Source organism: Selenomonas sp. oral taxon 136, assembly GCF_001554015.1.
In the GTDB taxonomy this organism is placed as follows: domain Bacteria; phylum Bacillota; class Negativicutes; order Selenomonadales; family Selenomonadaceae; genus Centipeda; species Centipeda felix.
The window spans coordinates 1,843,056-1,868,446 of sequence record NZ_CP014239.1 but is presented as its reverse complement, the minus strand read 5'-3'; the positions used below and the strand labels follow the sequence as shown (position 1 = coordinate 1,868,446).

General features: G+C 43.4%; 23 protein-coding genes and 1 pseudogene. 1 reads left to right on the top strand and 23 read right to left on the bottom strand.

Features of this window, described 5'->3' with window-relative positions; genetic code table 11:
- From AXE86_RS08975 to AXE86_RS08960, 4 genes are all read right to left on the bottom strand, one after another.
- Entirely contained in the window at positions 1-1,173 is a 1,173-nt protein-coding gene (locus AXE86_RS08975) for an AAA family ATPase (protein WP_061946370.1), read from the bottom strand.
- 88 nt (positions 1,174-1,261) lie between these two features.
- Positions 1,262-2,236, bottom strand: coding sequence for an SDR family oxidoreductase (locus AXE86_RS08970; protein WP_061946367.1), 975 nt, complete (start codon positions 2,234-2,236; stop codon positions 1,262-1,264).
- A gap of 79 nt (positions 2,237-2,315) precedes the next feature.
- Positions 2,316-2,960 carry a DUF4276 family protein gene (locus tag AXE86_RS08965; RefSeq protein ID WP_061946365.1) on the bottom strand — a complete coding sequence of 215 codons (645 nt, stop codon included), beginning with the start codon at positions 2,958-2,960 and terminating at the stop codon, positions 2,316-2,318.
- 11 nt (positions 2,961-2,971) lie between these two features.
- Positions 2,972-4,204, bottom strand: a complete 1,233-nt coding sequence (locus tag AXE86_RS08960) for an AAA family ATPase (RefSeq protein ID WP_061946363.1) — start codon at positions 4,202-4,204, stop codon at positions 2,972-2,974.
- A 428-nt stretch (positions 4,205-4,632) separates the two neighbouring features.
- Between AXE86_RS08960 and AXE86_RS13495 the strand changes: the two genes are divergently transcribed.
- Positions 4,633-4,950, top strand: a complete 318-nt coding sequence (locus tag AXE86_RS13495; RefSeq protein WP_071884721.1) for an ATP-binding protein — start codon at positions 4,633-4,635, stop codon at positions 4,948-4,950.
- Positions 4,951-5,149: 199 nt separating this feature from the next.
- Here AXE86_RS13495 and AXE86_RS12490 read toward each other — a convergent pair whose 3' ends face one another.
- The 19 genes and pseudogenes from AXE86_RS12490 to wbaP form a co-directional block, all read right to left on the bottom strand.
- The gene (locus tag AXE86_RS12490) at positions 5,150-5,743 is read right to left on the bottom strand and encodes a macro domain-containing protein (RefSeq protein ID WP_157064441.1); all 594 of its coding nucleotides are present in this window, start codon (positions 5,741-5,743) and stop codon (positions 5,150-5,152) included.
- Between the two features lie 222 nt (positions 5,744-5,965).
- Positions 5,966-6,559, bottom strand: coding sequence for a hypothetical protein (locus AXE86_RS12300; RefSeq protein ID WP_198145257.1), 594 nt, complete (start codon positions 6,557-6,559; stop codon positions 5,966-5,968).
- A gap of 338 nt (positions 6,560-6,897) precedes the next feature.
- Entirely contained in the window at positions 6,898-8,214 is a 1,317-nt protein-coding gene (locus AXE86_RS08950) for a sugar phosphate nucleotidyltransferase (protein ID WP_061946359.1), read from the bottom strand.
- Position 8,215: 1 nt separating this feature from the next.
- Positions 8,216-9,277 carry an AbiH family protein gene (locus AXE86_RS08945; RefSeq protein WP_071884720.1) on the bottom strand — a complete coding sequence of 354 codons (1,062 nt, stop codon included), beginning with the start codon at positions 9,275-9,277 and terminating at the stop codon, positions 8,216-8,218.
- Positions 9,278-9,368: 91 nt separating this feature from the next.
- A complete protein-coding gene (locus AXE86_RS13595) occupies positions 9,369-9,473 on the bottom strand; it encodes an AbiH family protein (protein WP_071884719.1) in 105 nt (34 codons plus the stop codon).
- Between the two features lie 74 nt (positions 9,474-9,547).
- Entirely contained in the window at positions 9,548-10,744 is a 1,197-nt protein-coding gene (locus AXE86_RS08940) for a DegT/DnrJ/EryC1/StrS family aminotransferase (RefSeq protein ID WP_061946355.1), read from the bottom strand.
- Between the two features lie 77 nt (positions 10,745-10,821).
- A complete protein-coding gene (locus tag AXE86_RS08935) occupies positions 10,822-11,757 on the bottom strand; it encodes a GDP-L-fucose synthase family protein (RefSeq protein WP_061946354.1) in 936 nt (311 codons plus the stop codon).
- Positions 11,758-11,771: 14 nt separating this feature from the next.
- Positions 11,772-12,791 carry an NAD-dependent epimerase/dehydratase family protein gene (locus AXE86_RS08930; RefSeq protein WP_061946352.1) on the bottom strand — a complete coding sequence of 340 codons (1,020 nt, stop codon included), beginning with the start codon at positions 12,789-12,791 and terminating at the stop codon, positions 11,772-11,774.
- Between the two features lie 14 nt (positions 12,792-12,805).
- Positions 12,806-13,699 (bottom strand): transketolase family protein, encoded by an 894-nt coding sequence (locus AXE86_RS08925; protein WP_198145256.1) that lies wholly within the window; start codon positions 13,697-13,699, stop codon positions 12,806-12,808.
- Positions 13,696-14,487, bottom strand: coding sequence for a transketolase (locus tag AXE86_RS08920; protein WP_071884718.1), 792 nt, complete (start codon positions 14,485-14,487; stop codon positions 13,696-13,698). The genes AXE86_RS08925 and AXE86_RS08920 overlap by 4 nt, the downstream gene beginning before the upstream one ends.
- 16 nt (positions 14,488-14,503) lie before the next feature.
- Complete coding sequence (gene gmd, locus AXE86_RS08915) at positions 14,504-15,532, bottom strand: GDP-mannose 4,6-dehydratase (RefSeq protein ID WP_061946350.1); 1,029 nt, start codon at positions 15,530-15,532, stop codon at positions 14,504-14,506.
- Positions 15,529-17,034: a lipopolysaccharide biosynthesis protein gene (locus AXE86_RS08910; protein ID WP_157064440.1), complete on the bottom strand. Its 1,506-nt coding sequence runs from the start codon at positions 17,032-17,034 to the stop codon at positions 15,529-15,531. The genes gmd and AXE86_RS08910 overlap by 4 nt, the downstream gene beginning before the upstream one ends.
- Positions 17,035-17,082: 48 nt before the next feature.
- Positions 17,083-18,150 (bottom strand): O-fucosyltransferase family protein, encoded by a 1,068-nt coding sequence (locus tag AXE86_RS12795; protein ID WP_157064439.1) that lies wholly within the window; start codon positions 18,148-18,150, stop codon positions 17,083-17,085.
- 20 nt (positions 18,151-18,170) lie between these two features.
- Positions 18,171-19,169, bottom strand: a complete 999-nt coding sequence (locus tag AXE86_RS08900; RefSeq protein ID WP_198145255.1) for an O-antigen ligase family protein — start codon at positions 19,167-19,169, stop codon at positions 18,171-18,173.
- A 235-nt stretch (positions 19,170-19,404) separates the two neighbouring features.
- On the bottom strand, positions 19,405-20,523 hold the full coding sequence (locus tag AXE86_RS08895; protein ID WP_061946344.1) for a glycosyltransferase family 4 protein: 1,119 nt from the start codon (positions 20,521-20,523) through the stop codon (positions 19,405-19,407).
- Positions 20,524-20,558: 35 nt separating this feature from the next.
- Positions 20,559-21,547 (bottom strand): annotated as a pseudogene (locus tag AXE86_RS13525) (acyltransferase family protein).
- Positions 21,548-21,571: 24 nt separating this feature from the next.
- The gene (locus AXE86_RS08880) at positions 21,572-23,032 is read right to left on the bottom strand and encodes a B12-binding domain-containing radical SAM protein (protein WP_061946338.1); all 1,461 of its coding nucleotides are present in this window, start codon (positions 23,030-23,032) and stop codon (positions 21,572-21,574) included.
- A 10-nt stretch (positions 23,033-23,042) separates the two neighbouring features.
- Positions 23,043-23,873 (bottom strand): glycosyltransferase family 2 protein, encoded by an 831-nt coding sequence (locus tag AXE86_RS08875; RefSeq protein WP_061946336.1) that lies wholly within the window; start codon positions 23,871-23,873, stop codon positions 23,043-23,045.
- 70 nt (positions 23,874-23,943) lie between these two features.
- Positions 23,944-25,380 carry an undecaprenyl-phosphate galactose phosphotransferase WbaP gene (gene wbaP / locus AXE86_RS08870; protein ID WP_061946334.1) on the bottom strand — a complete coding sequence of 479 codons (1,437 nt, stop codon included), beginning with the start codon at positions 25,378-25,380 and terminating at the stop codon, positions 23,944-23,946.
- Between the last annotated feature and the right edge of the window lie 11 nt (positions 25,381-25,391).

Here is a 25,391-nt window from a genome sequence, read left to right as displayed (position 1 = left end):
TCACCGAACCTCCATATCCGACCTCGTTGCCAGGCTCATCTCATTTCCAGAAAACCTTTCTGCACCCCCGACTCCCTCAGCTCTCTGTTCTAATCGAAAATAAGCACAATCATCAGAAGAGTCTTCCATACCGGCACTATAATCTGCGAGCGCCTTGATACATTCATAACTATGAGTTGTTGCAATGATTTGACATCGAAACGCTCTTGCAATGCTCCCTATTTTTTCCCAAAAATCATGGAGTACTGAGTAATGTATCCCATTTTCGATTTCGTCAATAAAGACAACCCCCCCTTCCAGCTCGATGATGCGCAAGATAAAAGATAATACCCGGCCAATCCCATCCCCCATCAGGCGTACAGGAATCTTTCTGGCTAATCCTATATCGGCATAAATAACGCCTTGCCCATTTTCAACGATAACGGAAACATCTCTGACTCTTTCATCAATTATTTGCAGAGTTCTGATGACAATATCCTTTCTGTTCAGCCTATCTATATTGCTAAGCCTTTCGGCATCATCATCAGTATTTCGAGTTCCAAGGAATATAACAGATTGGACTTCCTCCGGCAGCCTGTCTTTATACTCCATCCCGATATTTCTTCCCCGCATCATGGCAAAATGTTCATGCTTTGATTCGTCATTGCGATAAGCCAATTTTATTGCTGGAATCGGACCAAGGATATTGGACGTTTGATTTTCCGGAATATCTTCATCTGCAAGGATTACCTGCGTCTTATGTTCTTTTATATAGCTCAGTTCCAAATGCTCCTTTTGTATTGCCCGCCCTTCTAAGTCACGAACAATATCGATTTCTATCACTTTCTGCATGTCGAACTGATAAAACAGATGTCGCCATATCTCCTCGGAGAGTTCCTTCTGAAAATTCATGCTCCGAAACCCCAGCTGCTGCAGAAACGCAATTGGGCTATAGCGAGAAAAGAACAAGAACAGAGCCTCTAGAACCGCCGTCTTTCCAACACAATTCCTCCCCCCCAACAAAGTTATGGGAGCCATCCCCTTGATTTCTATATTCCGAAATCCCTTGAAATTCTTTACGCAAATTTCATGTACCACGACGACAACCACGCTTTCTTTGAATGAATGATAGGTGTTTTGAAAATATATCATTTTCAGTAACGTCAGTCCTGAGTCAGAGAAAAAAACATCCATATGTTACAACTCTTATTGACGATAGCAGAACAAAAAGATATACCAAGACGATGGGGCTGAACTTATCAGCACTTTCTTGAAGCATTCCTTACAGATTCTCTTTATACCACTGTATCGCCTCTTTGATCCCCTTCTCGAAATCATACTCCGGCGCATAGCCGAGGTTCTGACAGATCTTCGAGATGTCCGCCCCGCTGTGACGGATATCGCCCTTGCGCTCAGGTCCAAAGATCGGCTTCAAGTCCTTCTCGAACAGTGCACTGAGCACCGCATACATCTCATTGAGACTTGAACGCTTGCCCGCCGCGACGTTGTACGCCTGCCCTGCCACCTCATGCGGCGCGGCGCACGCAAGGAGATTCGCCTGCACGACATCCTCCACATAGACGAAGTCACGCGACTGCTCCCCATCGCCGTTGATTGTCGGCGGCTCATCACGCAGGAGGCACTCGATGAACTTCGGAATGACCGCAGCATACGCGCCATTCGGATCCTGTCGCCGCCCATAGACGTTGAAGTAGCGCATCCCATAGCAGTCGAGCCCATAATTCAGCGTATACTGATACGCATACTCCTCATCAACGAATTTCGTCACCGCATACGTCGAGAGTCGCCGCCCGACGATCTCCTCCCGCTTTGGCATCGTCTCATCGTCGCCGTAGACGGCTGCGCTTGAGGCATAGGTCATCTTCTTTACGCCATGCTTCGCCGCCGCCTCCATCACATTCACCGTGCCGATGATATTCGTCATCGTATAGCTGACCGGCTGCTCGATGCTCTCCGGAACACTCACCTCTGCCGCCTGATGCAGCACATAGTCCACGCCCTCACACGCACGATTGCACGTCGCGACATCGCGAATATCCCCCTGGATAAATTCAAACTTCGGGTTGTCACGAAATCCTGCGATATTCTTCACATATCCCGTCAGCAGATTATCCAGCACGCGCACCCTATGCCCCATCGAGAGAATCGCCTCTGCCAGATTCGAGCCGATAAAGCCTGCCCCGCCAGTGACGAGGAATAAACTGTTTTCCGGAAATACGATTGTACGATAGTTCATGATATTCTCCCGCTTTCCACGCCAAGATCACTGGAACATAGCAATATTCTCTCCACTCCTCCTTATCGGCAGAACACTTCTAAAACTGCATCTTCTTTAGTCCGTTACAAAATTCCTGAAAACTCGCAGAACAATTCTTATCCACGAGCATATGTCTCGAAATATTCTTTGCCACATCTGTTTTTTTATGCATCAACCCCAGTGAACGATGCTGTCGCAGAGCCCCCTCTCCATGCACAGCGCGTATTAAAAGTTCCCACGTACCGCACTGAGAATCTTGAACATACGTATCTAAAATCTCTAAATTTATATCTGGATAGGCAGCAATCAAAGCCTCGCGATCTCCAAGCATCCAAGCTTCCAGTTCCTCAATTGCAATTCGAAACAAACACCGTGGCCGTTGTGGGCAAAAATCCAGAGTGCGGAGCAACATCTGCTTCAGTATTCGACAATCTGAATGATCATCCAAATCCACTAGAACAACAACCGTTAATTGATCATCTGTACGACGTCCATACGCTCGTAATTTCGCAGGCAAATTATGCAATAAACTCGGATTGGTCGGGTTTGGATTTGCAGCCAGATCTTGTGGTAATTTGCCAATACCTCGGTGTTTATGTATTTTCCATGTATGCGGCTCGTTATATGCTCCAAGGATCTGCGGCATAATAGTGGAAAGCAGAGTCAGCTCAGATTGTCCCTCCACCAAAATCTCATAATGCATAAATTTCCTCTTCAATCCAGATAGTCACTATACCATAATGCACCTAAAGGTTGACCTTCCGCTACCATTTCTTTTACATAAGGAATTTCACTAACACGTTGTATAGACGAAAATCCATTTTCTCCCTTTTTTAAAATCCACACTTCTTCCGGTTGCATTGCATCAACCAAGTAGGGTTGGTGGGTTGTAATAAAAATCTGAGAACCGTTCTTCCTCCCAGTAGCATGATCTCGCAATTCATTCACCAAAGCTGACACCAACTGATGATAGAGACCATTTTCAGGTTCCTCGATGCAAATAAACGGAGCCGGATTCGGATCGTAAATTAAAAGCAAATAACAAAGCATTTTTAATGTTCCATCCGACATCTGTCGTTGATTAAACGGTTTTGCGAAACCTTTATCCCTAAACAAAAGATAGAGATTATTTGTCACTTCATCTCGATATGGCTCAATTCTGCCAATTCCAGGAATCTTTTCTGAAATACTTTCCAGTATTTTTCGAAATGTTCGTTCGTGTTTCCGTGCCAAATACTGAACAAAATTTCCCACATTATCTGCATGCAAATTCAAATGTTCCTGCATCCCCGCCTGTGGAATCTGCCGTGCTGCATCAGGAGTAAAATAGCTTAAATACCAACTTCGTATAAAGCGCTTAAACTTCGCAATACGGGGATTTTCCTTTACTTGCTCTGCCAAAGATGCAATTGCCAGACGATGCGGGTCAAGTTCAACGTCCTTTCTTTCCAGATTGTCCCCCTCTACTGCCTCATCTCCGATCCAAACAGAGCCTTTTCCGTGATCTAGATATAAAAAGGATAGAGGTTTTCCCGTCTTATTGCTTTTAGGCCTTTGTCTTAGCCGTTCTGTTTTTACGATAGGAAGACCATCATCATCTACACGTCCAATAGAAACTTCATACGTAATCGGCCGATCGTTATGAGACTCGCGATAATATACGGTGATACTGATATTCTCAGACTCTTTTCCGGATGAGATTAGTTTATCAAAACCGCCTCTGCCACGTGCATTGCAAGCAGACTCAATATCTTTTTCCATACAATCTGCCAAAAAGCCAAATGCATCGAAAATAGAACTTTTCCCTGCTCCATTTTTTCCTATTACTACTGTCAAAGGTGTAAGCGCCTCAGCATCACGATACTCCGGTATTGTTCCAATCCTCCCCAAGGTAACGTCTCGTAATGCACAATAATTTTGAATGCGAATTCCTTCAATAAGGGCCATAATCCTTCTCCTGATAAAAATACAAACGAACCTTTCACTGTTCACTATGGGCAACGCCTAAAAACGGCGTTTTATTCGACGTGGAGGGAAGTTTCCCTGCCCGCAAGGCCATTGCGGCAAAAGCTATCCTGCTTACGACGCCGCACCGAGAACCTGGCGCCATCTCAAATTCGTCCAGATTGCTCGTATATCTAGAATGTGGCAAACTGAACCTAGACGTCCAAAACCCATAATCTGTCCACTATCAGGGAAGTATACGAGCACAAAGAACATTCGTTTCTTTTTGGCTATCCATATCAAACAGCGCGGAGCCTCATTTCCTTTATACTTTTACTAAAATTCGATAATTTTCACTTTTTTCCTGCAACAGCTCTAGGCTTATTTTACACTTTGATGCCATCGGTTGACGATGGAATGAAATACAAACCATGTCGCGAGTGCCGCTGGAAATCAATACGGCACTCGCGGCACACTACTGCTTACAAACGAACTTCTGCAATGCCAGGAGCGGCAACGAAAAAGGGACTCATGGAAAACCTCATCGACCAGCCCCTCTTGCCACTACCCAAGCATCCCTACGACGCAGATGCACGGAAGTCCGCCGCATATCCTCCCAGACGACCGGCCACGACCAGCACGAGAACCTCGTGCTGATGGGCAACCCCGGCACAGGCAAGACGCACTTGATGACGGCATTCAGCATAAACGCGCCTGCCTACTCGCTACAAGAAATGCAGCGCCCTTGACAAGCGAAATTGAACGGTGAATCTTACCGTCTGTCGAACCAGCAGCAACGTCTGAATATGTCTTAATGACTCAATGATTCATGATCACATGGCTCACTTTTTCTTGATCAAATGTGGCTCAAAAATTCGTGATCAAGCGGCTCACTTTTTCATTGACATTCACAATTGTATAATAGGTCGAGTCATTGAATCGTTATTTTCAGTCTGCACCAAATATATTATTCAAAGAAAAGCCTTCACACTTTTTGCATATAATATGTAACGTATATTGACTTTGCATTTTCTTTGGGCTTAATCTGTAAGAACTAATCATTATATCCAAAAGTTGTTGCTGAGTAAGTTCCATATCAAACCGCGTTATTTTAGATCCGAGAATCGTGATGTAAACATCATCTGTCCCATGATAAATATCTATCTGTTCCCAAAGTTTCTCAAGGCAACCTAAATAATCCTCATATGTCAAATAACCTCGTCCATTTTCATCCAATTTAGTAAATGCCATTAAAAGGAATTCACCATTAGGTACTAGCGTTCCCAATCCGTATCTTGTTTTCCCATTAAATGCTGATTTGCTCTCTGTAGGTTTTATTTTCGCAGCATCAATCAATTCTTGAATATTCAACATCGGAGATCTTCTCAAATACTGTCCACAAACAGAATTTTCCTTTACATCTTCAGGTCTATCGCCAATTTTAACCGTAAAGCACTCATCAAACGCGATTACTTTTTTACCACCAGTTATATTAAAAATATCTCCGTATTCGATTTTAATAGAAAAATTATGTCCTCTCACGGAAACCTTTCTCCGCTTTCCACGATAAACGCAATATAGAATATTCACTAAAAAAAGATAAATGCGCCAACGATTAGTCGATTAACCATACAGCTCATGACGTCAGACCAATCAGCATAAACCTTAAATGATGAAAATGCTCCTTCCGGCACGAAAGTAAAAACTGCTGTAATTATTGCATATGCAAGAGAACTTCCCCTATTAAAGAAGATTTTTACAAATTTATTCATAGCCTAATTCTCTCTTTATAAATCCATAATTACCAATCTTCCTTCCTGCTTCATTTTTTATCCAAAACGGTCCTGCCAGAGGTGCATATTCACTCATATAATCAGGCAGCCAACAAGTTTTTTTATAGAGAGAATTATATACAACTATTATCTTCTTTTTCTTAGCTTGCTCAAATTCATGACGAAGATAAGAATAATCATTAATACATCCAACATCGTCAACTGCGGGACATGTATCGTATACTTTACACTGACACGGTCCATTGATATTCTGCTTATATGGTGTACAGAAACAATCTCGTTGACACTTTTTATTGCGCTCGCATTTACTCCCGGCCATTCGTTGAGCCGTTCTATCCCCAATCACAATAATAACATGCGAAGATACATTAATTTGTCGATTAAACTCCGCTTTCAAATCACAAATTCGACAATCCGACTTCTTTGAAACACTACCCGAATTAACTTTTGCAGTATCTACAAACTCAACTTTATGTAGAGCATCCTTTCCCCAAGCATTCAGAATATCAACCACCTGCCGATCACCACTATATTCAGCATAATCAGCACTAATATAAACTCTCATCGTTATTATTCTCCCATATAATCTTGAATTCTCTCCAAATATCTCCGTAGGCACAAGGTCTTCTCAGCTAGAAATTTTCATCCTTGAAATATCCCTCTTCACGGCATCGTCATTTTTTGTGATTCTTCGCTGTTTGATACGGGCAATTAAAGAAAGCATGTGTTCTTTTAGCTCATATACCTTTCTTCGCATAGAAAAATTGTAGGATTTAGTGCGACTATGTATCAAGTATTTTTTGTAAACAAACTCAACCTTCGCATATCAAAAGCATTCGTCACAGCTTGAAAAATATGGTTTTGTAGCTCCCCCCTGCCGTATGCTCATGAAAAATCCTCCCACTACGCCTTTCCCCACACAATCTTATCCTCCGCATCGATATCCTCCCCCGTCTGGATCTCCATCACCTTCAGCAGTGTCTCCGCGCGTATCGTATGGAAAGCCCCCCTCGGGATACGCACCGTCTGCCCTTCAGCAACCGCGAACTCGTTGCCGTCGAGCTTCACCCAGCCACGTCCCTCAATCACCGTCCATGTCTCATCACGCCGTTCGTGCAGATGATAGGTGAGCGCTCGCCCCGGACTTAGTGTGATCTTTATGGTCAAACTTTCCGTCTCCGCATCGACAATCTGAAATTCGCCCCATGACTTTTCCGTATACATCACCGGCGTATGAAGCCGCTCCGCATAGGGCTTCATTGCGCTGGATCGCTCCTTGTCCGAAACGAGGATACCTTCCGGACTTGCCGCCACCACAACATCTTTCAGTCCCATGCAAAGGATGGGCATCGGCAATGTATTCACGACATGAACATTCCTGCAAGTCTCATCCATCGTGACGCGACCAATCGTATGCTCCGGCATCACCTCAGCGAGCGTATTCCATGTGCCTATATCAAGCCAAGTGCCACTGTAACGTTGAACTGCAATATTCTCCTCTTTCTCAACTACAGCATAATCAAAGCTGATCTTGGAAAGCTCTTCATAGCGGTTGAAAAGATCCTCGTAATCCGTATAATCCAGCAACTCACGCGCCTGATCAAGCGCATAGCCAAGCTTGAACGCGAAGACGCCGCTGTTCCACAAAGCGCCCTGTTCGATGTATTCTGCAGCCTTCTCCTTATTCGGCTTCTCTTTGAACGACTGCACCATGCTCTGCGACTCTTGCGAAACAGGCATGATATAGCCATACTTCTCGCTCGGATACGTCGGCTCGATGCCCATCAAGACAAGATTCGCAGAACCTTCCCTTTCCGCTTCCTGAAGCAACTGCACAACGGCACGAAAATATACTTCATCAACATAAGGATCGGCAGGACAAATTGCCACAGCCTCATCGAGAGGAACACCGCGCACCTCATGCAAATAGGCGGAGACCAACGCTATCGCAGGAAACGTATCGCGCCGGCACGGCTCTACCGAAATGTTCACACCAGAACCAAGCTGACGGCGAATCAACGAGACTTGCTCGCGACCTGTCGCAACAGTGATGGGCGTATCCGGCGCAGCGCACTGCACTTGGCGGCAAACACGCTGAATCATCGATTCCAGCGTTCCATCTTCGCGTCTCAAGATACGGAGAAATTGCTTAGAATAAAGATCATTGGACAGAGGCCATAGCCGCTTCCCCGCACCGCCCGAAAGTAATACAATTTGCATGTTATGTCCTATATGTCCTTTCCTCATTCATTGATATCATACGTTCTTTCTTAAAATTATCTTGAAATACGAATTTAATTTTAGGGTCTGGACCGCAAACTAAATCATTTAGAGCCTCCTGCCCTAAAATTTGAACTAAGTTTGCAACTTGTTGCTCCAATGTATGCTGACTATAATAACAAATATAAGACTTTTTCACATTGCTTTTTGGGGGGGAAGAAAATTGAGATGCTAAATCCGAACTAGGAAGTAGGTGGGTAAGAATATCTTTATCGGACGAGGCGAGTGAGTGTCCAAAAAACCATGTACTGATTGCATTATTCGAGTTCTCTAATACTTTTCTATAAGAAAAATCACAGTGTTTTATAATTCGCTGATAATACTTTCTATAGGCAATAAACTCTACATCTTTATTCTTCTGATCTTCATCCAGAAACTCTTCAATTCCCAAAACCACATCGCCTTCTTCCTTATCGCGACATGCTTGAGCTCGTCCATGAATAAAATCTCCAGATATTATAGAGTTATATAGAACTCGGTATGTATTTGTGTAATTAAAAGTTACAAGGTGATCAAATTTTATTCCATCAAAAATATCACTTTTGCTCAGTTTCATAAAATCAATAAAATAATCCAGATAAAGTTCCAATGATCGAACCAGCTTAGAAAAATCAGCCAATAGTATGGATGTAAATTTCTGCCAATACTCTCTTCTTTTCTGATTTGTTGTTTGATGCCCAGGCTGCTCTTCCATTAGTCTGTTCATAAAAGTTAATAAAACTTCGTTTTCTCTATCAAATCCATCTGTCCTTCCATGAACTTCACTATCAAGCACGCAGTCTATTTTATACATTTCCTCTGCAGAAAAGTCTATTCCCTTATTCGTCTTATGTAATTGAGTAAGTGCTTTTATCACTCGTGAGATTTCTTCCTCAATATCAACCCAATTATGTTTTCTCTCAAGTTGAGAGGTCCGTCCAAAAAAATACTCTATCCAACAATTATGGTTGATCATCTTGCCAAACTCACTTGCACGAGAATTTGATAATGTCATTTCATTCATTATGAACGAGGCATCTTTATATATACTAGAAATTTTAGTTATACCGTTTGAAAAGTTATTCTTTTCTATTGTATTCAAAGAAGCATAATATTTATATACCTTTTTTATAAGCGATAACGAAATCTAAAAAATTCTTATAGCTACTCGGTATACCATGTGCAATATCAAAACCATTCCCTATAATAAGGATATTCATCACTGTCTCTCCCACAATATACATTATGGAATACGGGAAACCTCATCCTCAGAAGCCTCCCGTATTCCATACTTTTATGCTTTATCCCGCAAGAACTCTTTGATTGTCGCTACAATCTTATCGAGCTGTTCCTTGCTCAGCCCGTGATGGCATCCCACATAAAGGCCATAATGATCCAGCCACTCAGCAACAGGATAGTCACTCTCGATGTCGCCAAAAAGCTTCTTATACACAGGCTGATTCAACAGCGGAAGCATCGGGCGCGTTTCGATATTATTCTTCTCCAAGAAATGCGTAAACTCATCCCGTGTGAATGGGGCATCTTTCCTTATGACAATTGGATACATCATAAAGGAATGATCAACATAATCCGGATATTCAGGCAGCTGCAAATATTTCTCCGTTCCCTGCAGCCCCTCACTAAGATAATGCGCGTTCTCCTTACGCGTATTCATAATGAGGTCGCGATTTTCCAACTGACCAAGTCCCAGAGCGCCTTCCAACTCTCCAATGCGGTAGCTATAGCCCATACGAACCATCATAAATCGCTTATCCATCTCGGTCTGCATACGCAGCTTGCACACCTGTCTCGGATCAGATGCCAAGCAAGTCTCACAGGTACAGGCACGTCCATGCGCGATAAGTGAGCGAGAAATCTCCGTCAGCGTCAGATTATTCGTCGTGATAATGCCCCCGATGCCTGTGGTGATCGTATGCGCAACATAGGTGCTGAATGCAGTCATATCACCAAAGCTACCGACCTTCTTGTCTTTATAGGTGGCAAAATGAGCCTCCGCACAGTCCTCCAAAATACGCAGACCATGCTTTTCTGCTACAGCCATGATCGCATCCATCTCACACGGCTGTCCAAATGTATGCACCGGAATTGCCGCAACAGTCTTGTCTGTGATGCGCGCCTCCATTTTGGAGGCATCCATGTTATACGAGATTGGATCCACATCGACAAAGACAGGTTTCAATCCTGCATGAATACAGGCATTCGATGTGGCAATAAAAGTAATCGCCGGAACGAGAACCTCACTACCGTCTTCCCAACTGTACACTTCTTTCATTGCCTCTAGGCAAACGTGCAGGGCAGACGTTCCACTATTACAGGCGACACCATATCGCTGGTCATGAAGCCGCGCAAACTCTTTCTCAAACTTATGAACCATCTTGCCCTGCGAAAGCCGTCCTGCGTCCAACGCCTCATTTACATAGCGCTTCTCAGCATCACTGACATATGCATATCCTACTCCAATTTTTTCCATACTCGCGTGCCCCCCTAAAATATCATTGTATCAGAAAAATTACCCATCTCATATATACACAGCCTGTGTTAAATCACTCACTTATCGACGCAAGTATTCAAGAAATACCGATATGAGCGCTCCAGCCCCTCACGTAGCATTACTTTATGTTTCCACCCTAGTTCATGAATACGTGTGGAATCTACAAGACGACGAGGAGCGCCATCCGGCTTTTCTGTATCATAATCCAGCGCCCCCTCAAAACCGACAACGGAAGAAATTTCCTCTGCAAGCGCCTTCATCGAGACTTCTTCACCGCTGCCTATGTTGATATGTTCCGCCTCGTCATAATTCTCCATAAGGAAGACACACGCATCCGCGAGGTCGTCCACATAGAGGAATTCACGCTTCGGACTGCCTGTTCCCCAAAGCGTAACGGAATCCGCCCCCTCCACTTTTGCCGTGTGGAATTTACGAATCATCGCGGGGATAACATGAGAGCCTTGCAAGTCAAAGTTGTCATTTTCGCCATAAATGTTCGTCGGCATACAGCTAATAAAGGGATCATTATATTGACGATGAAAGAACTTCACCAGCTCCAACGCCGAAATTTTTGCAATGGCATAGCCCTCGTTCGTAGGCTCCGGCTTACCATCCAAAAGTGCCTCCTCACGGATCGGCTGCTCGGCAAACTTTGGATAAATACAGGAGCTCCCCAATGCCAAGAGTTTTTTTACACCAACCTCATGAGCTGCATGGATGATATTTGCATTGATCATCAAATTAACATACAGAAAATCTGCGGGAAAAGAACTATTCGCCTGAATCCCCCCCACTTTTGCTGCAGCGATGAACACATAGTCCGGCCGTTCCTGCTCAAAAAAATTTTTCGTGGCCTGCTGATCTGTCAGATCAAGTTCACGATGCGTTCTTAGCAACAAGTTGTTATAGCCGAGCTTCTGCAAATGACGTACAATAGCAGAGCCAACCATTCCTGTATGACCGGCAACATAAATCTTATCTGAGATTTTCATTCTCTACACCCCCATCAAGATAGATTTTCACGATACCACTCGATTGTTCGATCTAAACCATCACGCAACGAAACAAAGTTCGCTTTACCAAATTCCGAAATCGCGCGATTCATATCAACGAAGACTTCTCCCGGAGCACCACGCATTCCTTGCTCCTCCTTGGGAAACACAACTGGGACTTCGAGATTTTCGCCAATCAAGACAGCAAGTTCTGCAATCGTCGTATGGGATATTCCACCAACATTATAGGTATGTTCTTTTCCACGCAAGAGAATATTCCACAGGATGGATACTGTATCCGCAACATAACAATAAACTCGTTTTGCCTTGCCCGCATCCATCATCTGAATGGAGCCATGCAATCCCTTTTCAATAAAATTATACAATACGCGTTTATCCGTCTTACGAACGCCGGGACCATACGCTAAGGATACACGCCCTATTTTGACAGTCTTATCTGTTCCCATCATATACGCATGACAAATCGCCTCACCACAGCGCTTCCCTTCAATATAACAAGCACGCATATGATCCGGCATCGTAGCCCCAACCGTGGTCTCTGCATACGGCGTTTCAACAGATCCACTGTACACTTCACTGGTGCTGATAAAAAGGAATCGTCCTGTAGGAGTAAGGTGCGCCAACAAAAGATCGGTTGCCATTGTGTTCAGGCGAATTGTCTTGACCTGATTCTCCATAAAAAGTCCCGGCTGTCCGTACCCTGCTGCATGAATAATGCAGTCAAAATTCGGTAGTGATTCATAAAAGTGGTAGTCGGACAAATCCCCGCGATAAAGTGTAACTTCAGAATGCTGCTCCAACTCCTGCAAATGAATCGGCAATTCCCTATGTGTCACAAGAGAGATATGGATTTTTCTTGACGAAGCGCTGTTCCAACGAAGAAGCGAATAGATCATGTAAGTCCCAATCAAGCCACTTGCTCCTGTAATCAGCACGCTTTTGTCCGCCAAGGGAGATAAATCTATCTCAGACCATATCGACTCAATATCCTCTACAATAATTCTATTTCCCATTGTGCAACCTCCGCTTACGAATCCATTAATACGAATGTTTTTTCACGAATACTCTTTGCGTCCATCCCAAAGACCGTTAAATTTTCCTGCACTGTCCCATATGTCTTCGGTACCTCACAAGACATCCCTACAAAATCCAAACGAACGGGGTTATCCCGGCAAGTCATAACAATCTCAGTAGTCAGTGCCCCTGTATAATAGGGCTCACAAAGTAAAATCTTATTCGTCGGCAGATTTTGCAGAAGCGTTTTCCGATCAAAAGGACGAACGGTGGTATAGTACAAAATCGTAACATCCAGATCCGCGGCAGCCTCCATGACCGCCGACAACATCGTCCCGACCGCAATGATTGTTGCCTTTGTCCCCCGCTTCACGACAACCGCCTGTGTAAACGAAACATCATGCTCCACCGCATTAGACGATTCGCTCAGTCGGAAATACGTCGGGCTTCCGTTGTCATAGGCCTCCATCATCAAACGATCCATTTCTTTTGCAGTCCCCGGTAGGACAATCTGCATATTCGGAATCTGCATGAGAGCGCCGACATCACCAGGACAATAATGCGTCATTCCCAACGCACTGTAGTCAAACGAACCTCCAACACTTACAAAATTACCATTGAGGTTTTGATAGCCAAAATCATCCTTGAGTTGTTCATAACCACGCTCCACGATGAAAGGGGCTATCGTGTGAAAAATAGGTACATATCCCGTAAGAGCCAGTCCTGCCGACACACCAATAGATGCCTGCTCCAGTATTCCTAAATTATGCACACGATTTGGATATTGCGCCTTAAGATGTCGGAATGCCCACACGCCAATGTCATTTAACAGCAAGACAACGCGCTCATCCTTTTCTTCCAGAGCAGTTACTGTTGCCGTAAGCTGTTGCCTCATATTCACACTCATTGTTCCAACTCCTTCAGCAGCTGCGTCAGTTCCTCTTCATTCGGACTACGATGATGCCATCCCGGTTCGTTCTCCATGCTTTTGCAACCATTGCCCTTGATGGTATTCGCAATAACAGCAAGAGGGCGTTCGCGATCATTCCGTTGGAATGCTTCTTTGAGTTCAACGTGGTCATGCCCATCTACCTCAAGTGTATCCCAGCCGAACGCCTTGAACTTTTCCGTAAGATCCCCCCATAGAATCGAGCGATCAATAGAATGATTATAATCCACAATACAGGTAAGGTTTTTACATTTATGCTCGCCCGCCAGTAAAATAGCCTCCCACATACTGCCCTCGTTCAATTCGCCATCGCCAATGATGCAAAACACACGTTGCTGCTCATTCCTGTAACCAAGCCCCATTGCGATTCCTACAGCGATCGGAAGGCCATGCCCCAGAGATCCTGTAGACGCCTCCACCCCGGGAACCTTATTGCGATCCGGATGCCCCCCCAATCGGCTGTTAAAGTGACCAAACGTCTCTAGCTCACTCACAGGGAAAAAGCCTTGGTCTGCCAGCACGGCATAAAGACCAATGGCAGAATGGCCTTTGCTTACCAAGAGATAATCCCGATCCTCTTTCTCCGGATTCTTTGGATCCACCTGCAAAACAGAATCATAAAGTACATACAATATGTCCAGAATGGAAAAGGCGCTCGGAATATGCCCTTCTTTCGTTTTATGGGCAGTTTCCAATATAATTCGTTTCAAACTTTTGATTTTTTTCTCAGACAACGAGCAATTCATGCTATCATCCTCCGATTTATGATAATTTATCCAAATCCGCTGCAACCATCATTTTGACCAGTTCGGCAAATCCAATCTTGCGCTTCCAGCCCAGCTCTCTCTCTGCCTTCGTCGAATCTCCCCAAAGAAGCTCGACCTCTGCCGGACGATAGAACTGCTCTGCCACATTGACAAGAAGCTTTCCCGTTTTGGCATCGTAGCCTTTCTCATTGATGCCCTCGCCTTCCCAGCGAATCGAAACGCCCGTCTCAGCAAAAGCTTTCTCAACAAACTCACGCACAGTATGGGTCTCATTCGTGGCAAGTACATAGTCCTCCGGATGCTCCTGCTGAAGTATCCGCCACATCCCCTCTACGTAATCCCCCGCAAAGCCCCAATCGCGCTTCGCCTCAAGATTTCCAAGGGTCAGTTTCTCCTGCAAGCCCTTCGTAATCCGAGCAACTGCAAGCGTAATCTTGCGTGTCACAAACGTCTCCCCGCGACGCGGTGACTCATGGTTGAAAAGGATTCCGTTGCACGCAAACATTCCATAGGACTCGCGGTAGTTCTTTGTAATCCAAAAAGAGTAGAGTTTCGCCGCCCCATAAGGACTCTTCGGATAGAATGGAGTTGCCTCGCTCTGAGGCGCCGTCTCGGGCAAGCCCCCAAAAAGTTCTGAAGTCGATGCTTGATAGAAGCGTATCGGCAGCCCGCTCTGGCGTACTGCCTCAAGCAGACGAATCGTCCCTACCCCTGTCGCCTCCGCCGTATATTCCGGCACCTCGAACGATACAGCCACATGGGACTGAGCGGCAAGGTTGTAGACCTCATCTGGCCGGATCTCCTGAATCAAGCGGTGTGCATTGCTTGAATCCGTCATATCGCCATAGTGCAGGAAAACGCGATCGGCAAATACCGGATCGCCTAAAATATGATCGATCCGCTCCGTATTCTGACTGCTCTGTCTGCGAATGATACCGTGTACCTCATATCCCTTTTCCAACAACAATTCTGTAAGATACGAGCCATCCTGTCCTGTAATTCCTGTAATCAACGCTTTTTTCACTGAGATTTCCTCCCCCGAATTTTACTCATAAGAACTGCCCGAGCTTCGCCTGCGTACATACACATGCTTCGGAACTCCTCACGCCGATGAAACACAAGAATTTGCATTCCAAGCATCAAACCGGCCGCACAGAGACACTTGATCAGCAGTCCCATATACGTCGATGAGAAAAAAGCATCATTTAGTATCTGGTCAATCAGTAGGATTTCCAGCAAAACCACGATACTCCACCAAGCATGATTCCACCAGTATGCCTTCATGCTGCGCCGGAAGATGACTCGAAAGACGAACTGAACGCGACCATATACGATAAACGCCAACCCCGCAATCGTCCCGATCATAACGCCGACAACCCCGAGATAATGAGCTAATACCACTGACAGAATTAAATTTGTCACAGCGGACAAAACCATATAGCCACGGTCATTTTCAAATACACCATGCGTGCTTCTGAAGTTATAGGCATTCTCAAACTGCATCCCAAGAAACACATTGAACGCCAGCGCCATCACATAGGCATCGTCAAGCAAGAAATCTGTTCCAAAGAACAGTGCCACAAAAGGCTGCAGTACGGTGAAATAGATACAGGCAACATATCCCCCCATCAAGAAGTAGGCAAAATCCAACATACGGTAAACACGATAGCTCTTTTCCCTATCGTCCGTATAGACAAGATTCGCGACAGAGGGAATAATTCCCTGCAACATCTTATATAAGAGTTTGTAGACACCATCGCAAAGGAGGACATAGTTCGCTACCAAGCCTGCTGTTCTAAGTCCAAGAATAGACGAAATAATAATTGCATCGGTTCCACTGTAGACAATATACGACAGCTTATGAATTAGGAAGTTTTTTACATCCACAAAAAATTTTCGTTGCCGCAAATCCTGTACCGTAACCTTAACGGTATGTAGGAATGGATACTCCTTCCCCAAACGATGCGAAATGATCAGATTCGCCAAGATATTGAATCCGAGCGCAGAGAGCGCATACATCGTATAACTCTGCCAAACAACAATAGCCGCAAACTTCACGAGATTCGCCGCAAAAGTACAAACAAGATCAATACGAACACAGATGTAGTCTTTTTGATCTGCTGCAAATAAGGTGCGTCGATATGCCAGAAAGTAAGTACTAAGTACGGTACAAATCTGGATGACATAAACAAGTTGAACATAACTCCATTCAACACTGTTATCCCGTACGATCCACGGCAAAAAGAAAAACAGGACAACACCAACCAGTGCAACCAATGTGCCGATAATAAGATAAATATACCGATAAATACTCATCAGCATATTGACTTCGGATTCGTTCTTGTTGGCAATTTCTCGATAGAGCCCATAGCTGATCACGGTACTGATGCCCATTTCAGCGATGGACAGCAAGGATATCACATTCGTAAACAGCCCCTCAAGCCCAAGGAGCTCAATGGGCAGATTCCGTGTGAACGCCTGTCGTATCAATATGCCAAGAACAGCAAGTACGACATAAAGCATCATGGAGTACATGCTGTTGCGCAATACATTCGCTACCCGCATCGTTTATCCCTAGTAAATTCCTTTGTCCAATATTCTAATAAAACGATATTCCTCACATTGGCTAAACTTTAGAATGCGCGCCTGCATTGATACTTGAGATAATCCTGCAATCAGACCGCCACATCTTGCTAACACATAAGCGTCTCTTAAGACTTCCAACCCATTTAAATAAGCATGGTGTTTCCGCTCATTCTCAACAAAAGCAATATTTATTTCTCCTGTCCCGCGACATACATCATCGAAACTGAGTAACTTTGTCCCATACCGCTCCCGAAATAAAGTCAAATAATTTTCATCATCAGTAGCAAGAAAAACCTGTTGAAAGCCTGTATTCAAAGCATTATCAATCTCCGGAAAATAATCCTCAGGTAGTACTGCTATTGGATGCTCTTTCCATTTATGCAAAAAATCGGTTCCCCTAATATGTACACCAATTACATTTTTCCAATCACCCGAATATAGACTCTGCACACTATCTGAAATATATTTCTGTGTCCGTTCATTTAATGTAACATATTTTTTGTGAACTTTAGCCAGTTTCTTCAAATAGTCATCTGTTACAATATATGCTGAACTATTTACATCACCCTCGATTAAGTCCCGTTCGATCCGCGGTAAACAAAATGACTCTTCAAAAACAAACACACGATTGCTATGATACGCTTCCTCTAAAGAAATTTCAGAAGTCTGACAAAAGTAATATTCAAATGGATTTGTGGTATTAAAAAGAGGTTCTTTCTCAGCATAGATAGAATTCGGAACAAATTCCACAACAGGAACCCCCCCCAAATTATCCGCATCAAAAAGACCTCGCTGCACAGATCGAAGAGCCGAACAGAAACCAGCTCGATGTGTGATACGAATTAAATATACATTGCGATTCTTATTCTGTTCTCCATAATGTCGGATCAATATCGTATCTGACCCAGTAATTCTTTCAACAAATGACTCATCATCCAATTTGCGTAGAACTCTTTGAATACAATACAATTTAGGATGACTCATAATGGGCTTCTTCAATCCTACAAATAATGCATATCGAAATTTAGTCCAATATGATTGAAATATTTTTTTCAATCGAACATCGCCTCCCGTATTTAGCGATCAGTCACTCTGACATGACTCATAGCATATAAAAGCATAAATACCCCCATGCCGCGATACATCGTTACTGCATCGGAGGTAAGGCAATACAAAAAGAGAGCCAGTGTGCATCCCCCCATGATTATGGCAAATAAATCCGTTTTATCAAAGCGCCTATACAAGCAATCATATAACAGGCAAATCCAAAAAAACAGAAATATACTGCCACCAATAAAGCCAGTATGCAGCAGTGCATACAAAAAATTATTATCTATAGAGTAAATCCCTATATTATATTCTTCAATCTTATATCCCCGTCCGAAGATCCAGTATTCTTGCTCTTGATAAAGAAAATGCGTCAGATTATCGATCCATGTACCCGCTCTTCCCGCTGAAAGATCAGCAAGTTCTGCCTGTGACGAAATTTCCATCAGCGGCAAGACTCTTTCATTGACAATATATGCAACCTCCTCATTGAACTGATAAAAGGAGATTGCAAGTGCAACAAGAACAGCAATTCCTGCAAGCGATTTCACGCGTGCTCGCCATGATATCAACCAGGACATGCAAATCCTATATAAAAAGAACACCATCAATGCTATAACAGCAATTCGACTATACGTCACCATGAGCCCCCACAGGCAAAGGAGCATCACAACCACATACAAGAAGCGATACCTTACATCTGCAGTCCACATCACATTTGTGATGATAAAAACCATCACCAGAACCAAAGAAAACTGGCCAGGTTCAGCAAACACACCTCCTGCACGATAAATAACCTCCCCCGTCAAAGAGATCATTGTCTGTGGTGCCCTGTACCACTCACTTTGCTGGATATATAGGATAATCCCGAGTAAAGCTGTACATCCACCTAAGACAACAATGTTATTCAAGCAAGCGCGGATTTGCTGTCTATCAATCAAATGTACTACTATGATGTAAATCGCAGGCAAATACAATAAGCGTAGCCATTTCAGCAATGCTCCCCACTGTACCTCCTCCAGACCCACAGAAGCGACACATATTGACAGAATTGCGACGCCTACATAAAGCCATAACCAACGGACTGTGTTGTTCATATACCAATACGTCGGTCTACGAGTTATGAGGACATACAAGAACAACACTGGAATGTACACATCGCAAATATTCAGGAGAACATCGCCAATATACACGCCAGGGCATAGGATTAAAAAAAACAACAAGAGTTTTATGGATAGTGGAACCGTAGATAAACTGGTCATTTTATACTGCAAAGCTCCGTATCAATGCTCGTATGTTTTCTGCCGTACGCTGCCATGAAAACATCTTTACACGTTCATTCCCCTTTTTCTTCAGCTCCTCTGCATTATTTCCAGTTGCTATTAAGCCTTCCGCAATAGATGATGCACTATGAGGATCCACATATATAGCGGCATCTCTACAAACCTCGGGCAAAGAGGCTGCCGTAGAAGATACGACCATACAATTGCAAGCCATCGCCTCCAATGCAGGGATACCGAAGCCTTCATATAGAGAAGGAAATAAAAAAGCCTGTGCCCCACTATATAGGCAGGGCAAATCCTCTTCGTCCACAAAACCCGTGAAAAAAACTTTATCCTCCAGATTAAATTCCTTCAGCAATACAGGTAGCCCCTGAACACCGGTTAACAGTCCATCTTTTTTACCAACAACGACCAAACATATCTCGGTATTTATTTTCGATTGTAAAAATTTGGCATACCCCTTTATCATACCGAGTATATTTTTATGCGGTTTTACATTCCCTACATATAAGAAATATTTATCAGGCAAAGAATATTTTTTTAACACGGCAGAAATGCGTTCGTGATCTGTTACGGGATAATATTCATTCATATCAACAGCACATGGATGAACCTCGACCTTCCACTCCAATATTTTCTCAAAACGAATAATTTCCCTTTTGGAGAACTCTGATACGGTAAGAATCCTATCATAAAAATGAGTTGATGTATACATCAATAATTTTGCATAACATCTTTTAAAAAAAGAAAGATCTTCCGGTAAGGCTAGATGTCCTACATCGTGAATAGTAACCACCTTATGTTTTGCGCGAACAGGAAGAATGGGCGCATTATAATGTAGCGCCCAAAACACATCACAGGAAGGAATGCGAATTGGTAAAAGTATTTGTTCCTTTACACTATACATCGGAGCGTTAATATACAAGAAAGATACATTATCCAATTGGCACGCATCCACAAAACCTTGATTTATTTCATCCCGATTCAGAAGCAAAACATACTCGTGCTCAGAAAAGTGTACAAGACGAGAGACAATCTCACAAGTGTACCTTCCCAAACCAGAGTGATTCATAAATCGACAATCTATGACAATTTTCAACGTGTCCCCTCCATAAACCATAGTAATAACTGAGTTCAAACCTCACCAAACAACAATATTCGAAACCCTCGATATCTCTTCACTATGTAATAAATGAAAAGAGAGCCGCTTATCCCCAAGAAGACTCCTAAGATGACATTTACCTCCCCAGCAAAGTCGCATGCTAGAAAGAAAAAAGAATGTATCAGATATATTGGCATTGTATGTTTTCCAAAAAAGGAAAGTCCTCCTGCATTACTTCCACCGGTTAAGGCATAAATTTTCTTAAAGGTAAGATACCAGACCAGCACACCAAAAAACAATACAATACGGTTATACAGAACAGCCATAGCAACCAACTCATCGTGAGTTACTTCTGGATACCATAGTTGCACAAAGGAGTGGAGAGCACGATGCTCTCCCACATCAAACCCCCCCAGCATGATGATATACATCAAAAAGAAGAGTGGTGCACCAAGCCGAAGCGTTCGTTCTGCTTTTTCTTTATACTGAAAAAAGAACACACCAAAAAAATAAAAGGGCACATACAATACATATAACTTAACGATATGCAAAAAACTATCTATCCCCCCCCCAATATAGATATACCAACAAACATAGCAATAGAACATAAGGCAAAGCCATAGTTCCTTTTTTTCATAAATCTTATAAACACATACGTTATATCACATAAAAAAAGAACAATCAAAAACCAATAAACATCCGCCAGGCCTTCATACGTCTTGAAAAAAAAATGCATGCTCACAACTGAAAAAAGCTTCGCAATAGCTGACCATACACAATACGGCAACATCAATCTACACGAACGGTGCCAGAGCCATTTCCAGCCTCGTTCTTTCTTGGATGTTTCCACCAGATACCCACTCACAAGGATAAAGAACGCCATGTGAAATGAATATATCAACTTAAAATCCCAACGAGTCAAATACTCATCAGGAAAAGAATATACGATACTATGCCCAAGAACAACAAGGAGAATCAATCCGCCTTTTATACAGTCAAATAATCCATCACGATGTACCATCATAAACGAATCATCCTTTGGACTTTATCCTTTTAATAAAAATTGCCTCAATTTCCCAAAAGCTTTCAAGGAACGTTTTAAATCATCAGGGCTTTTCAATCCCATCCACAAACGGTGTAAAATATAACTAGGCCGCAAATAATATCTCCTTCGTGCATCATTACAAAATGTGACCATTTCCTCCGCCGAAAGATCCGGAAGATTCAGGACGCAGTTAATCGTTCCATCCTCTTTGACGTATTCGTCGTAATTTCCCGTAATGTAGCCGTTCGACTTTGCCCAAAAGTAGGCTTCTGTTCCCGGAAATGGAAGCAACGGATAGAACTGGGCGGTATCGGCATTGAGTTCCAACGCCAGTTGGAAGGTTTTCTCCATAGTCTCCTTTGTTTCTCCCTGATTTCCCACCATATAGCAGGCATGAACGAGAAGACCAGCTTCTTTTGCATTTTTCATATAGGCGCGAATAAGTTTGAGGTTTGTCCCTTTTTTAATATTTCTCAGGATCTCCTCATTGCCGCTTTCAATGCCTGGAATGATCAGGCGGCAGCCTGCTTTTTTCATCATTTTCATAGTCTCTAAATCGAGATCGACACGTGCATTGCAGAGCCATGATAGTTTCTTATGAAGCCCCTTTTCAATAAGCAGTTTACATATATTGATCACGCGATCTTTTTTCGCAGTAAAGGTATCATCCTCAATAACGACTTCCTTCACATCGGGAAAATTGTCCGAAATGTACCGAAACTCCTCCACCACGTTTTCCGGTGTTCTCAGTCGATATTTATGACCATGCAGTGTCTGAGGATATACACAGAAATTGCACCGCGCAACACAGCCCCGTCCTGTAAATATCTGGATTTCAGGATACGAAGATGCTGCAAAGAAATAATCCTTGTAGTTCAGATATTCCTTTATAAATTTTGAAGCAAACGGTATTTCATCAATATCCTCAATATAAGGCATGTCCGGATTGCTTTTTATCTCTTCATCTTTACGATACGTCAAACCGGGAACGGCTCTAAAATCCTCGCCGTCACGCAAAGCTCTCGCCACATCACGAACAATATAATCATATTCCCGACGTGCTATTGCATCGACGGATTGACCGAGCTGAAGGGTCTCCTCAGGAAGAGCAGACGGATGCGTTCCTACAAGAACAAACACAGCGTTAGGATAGCGCTGTTTCAATTCATCAATAAAATGAATATCACTGTAAAGAGAAGGTGTACTAGTTTCCACAACAAATAAGCGAACACCTTCTGCATGCTTATCAATAAAATCGAGAGATTGCGCCTGATTCAAAGGGGTTGCCGGAGCATCCAAAAACTCTACGGTAAAGCCGTCTTTCTGGCAAACCGCAGCAGCATAGATCAACCACAAGGGATAATACAATGTTCCACTTCGCGTCAATGCGGGGCTTCGATTTTCTCGTGAAAACTTCCCATACTCTGCCTTAAATGGTGGATTTACAAAAAAAATCTTCATCTTTGTCTCCTCACTGAATTAGACGATCATATTTTTCTTTAGAATGCCATAACCCATACTTATTATACAAATAAAGCAACCCTTTGATATGTTCCCAATTATGTTTGCTTATAAGTTTTTTTCGAGATAATCTCTGCCATTCATGAATGATCTTCACCCGTCTGTCTAACAAGACACGGTATCCATTTTCCCAAGCACGCAAACAGTATTCTACATCTTCTGGTGCATAAAATATCTTTTCATCCAAAAGGCCAATCTCATGTACAAGATCTGCTCGCATAAGCCAACAAGCAGACATCAAATATCCTACCGGAACTACATCCTCATCAAAATTCGAGATTCGCTCCATCGCCTCTCCTTTTTCGCGTAAAGTCTTTATAGGCATGACCTTAAGTAGTTTCAATGTCATTGTAGGAATATTTCTGCCAGATTGCTGCTCTATCCCCCCAGAGTTTTCCATCCTAGGACCAACGATTCCATTTTTTTCATCTTTATACAGCAGACTCAACATATCTAGAACAGCATTTCTATTAATTATTGTATCTGAGTCAAGAATACAAAGATTTTTTATCTGCGATGATATTTTCTTGATACCCAAATTTCGACTAATCGTTGTTCCCATATTCTCTTTCAGGGAGATAATATCCAATTCCATTTTTTGCGGAACAGATTTTTTTCTCAGATTTTCTAATATCTGAATTGTTTTATCCGACGACCCATTGTCTACCACACAAATTATTACCTGAAACTCTCTCAACAGGAAGATAGATTCAATACATTTCTGGATATACCGCTCGGAATTCCATGTCAATATAACAAAACCAATATCGAATTGTCCCACTCAAAACTCCACCTTAATAATCTATCTCTTCACAAATGTACACGCGTAAATGACGCACAGACATTGTTTATCAATATGCACCCTTACCCGTAAACACAGTCTTTACAGTCTTAAATAGATAAACCAAATCAATCCAAACAGACCAGTTTCGCACATACCATGTATCCATCGCAACGCGCTCTTCGTAGGTCGTATCGCTGCGCCCGTTTACCTGCCACATCCCCGTAATTCCCGGGGGTACCATGTAGTACTCACGGATATAGTCCCCGTAGCGCTCGATCTCTTTTGTCACGATCGGACGAGGCCCGACGAGACTCATATCGCCCATCAGCACATTCCAGAGCTGCGGAAGTTCGTCGAGACTGGTCTTGCGCAGGAATGCCCCTAATTTCGTCACGCGAGGATCGTTCGTAAGTTTGAAGGACTCCTCCCATTCTTTTCGTGCTTCTGGATTCTTTGCAAGATACTCTTCCAGTCGTTCCTGTGCGTTCGGCACCATGGTCTGAAATTTATAGCAGGGGAAGAGTTTTCCATTCTGCCCCACGCGTCGATGAGCAAATATGATATGCCCCTTATTGTCAATCCCAACGAGCACCGCCAGCACAAGGAGAATCGGTAGGATCAAAAAGCCTCCACAAATAGTCGCAATGAGATCGAAAACACGCTTTGCCAGACGATTCCTCCTACGTGCAAGATTATTGCGGATGCTAAGCATAAAAACTTTTTCAGTATAGAACGGTTCAACACCGACGTGCCCCAAGGGTAGCATCATGAGGTCGGGAACAAAGAGAATATCGCGGACGAGAGGCTGAATCTTTGCAACAAGTTTCTCCAATCGTGCACTGTCCATACCCGGTGCCGTGATAATAACTGTCTTTACACCGGAATCTCGAATAATACTTTCCGCATCGCTCACTTTGCCCAGCAACAGGAACTTCTGCGGAAGCTCCTCCGAGATCGGGTCATCGTCCAACAACCCGACAATCCGATAGCGGTATCCCAAATCCCCTTCAAAGAACTGAAGAACAATCTCTGCTGTTTTTCCAGCCCCTATTAGGATAACAGGCTTCATGAACATGTTCGTTGTCTTAAGGAATTTCAGCAAGACATACCGCTCGACATAGATATTAAAGAGTGCGAGAACGCCAAATAGAATGACATAAAGACGCGAGGCAAGCATACTCGCCTGCATAAAATAAAGTATAAGGATGCAGGTGATCAGTGCATAGAGCACCGCATAGAAGATCTGCTGCACCATAGCGATGATTGGCCGCATCTTTGTGTAGGTCTGCGAGATAGCAAGGAACGCAATGAATACGAGTGGTATCCAAAAAAACAGATAGGCATTAGGTACGTGATAGGATATTCCTATCAGCGCCCCATAGATGTCATGCATGCCAAATGCCATTCTCTCTGCAAGGAGAATAGCAAGATAGTCAAAAATGATAAACAAAAGAGGTGCACACACTCTGCGAAGTATGGCTGATGCCTCAGATACAATCGCCATGAATATGTACA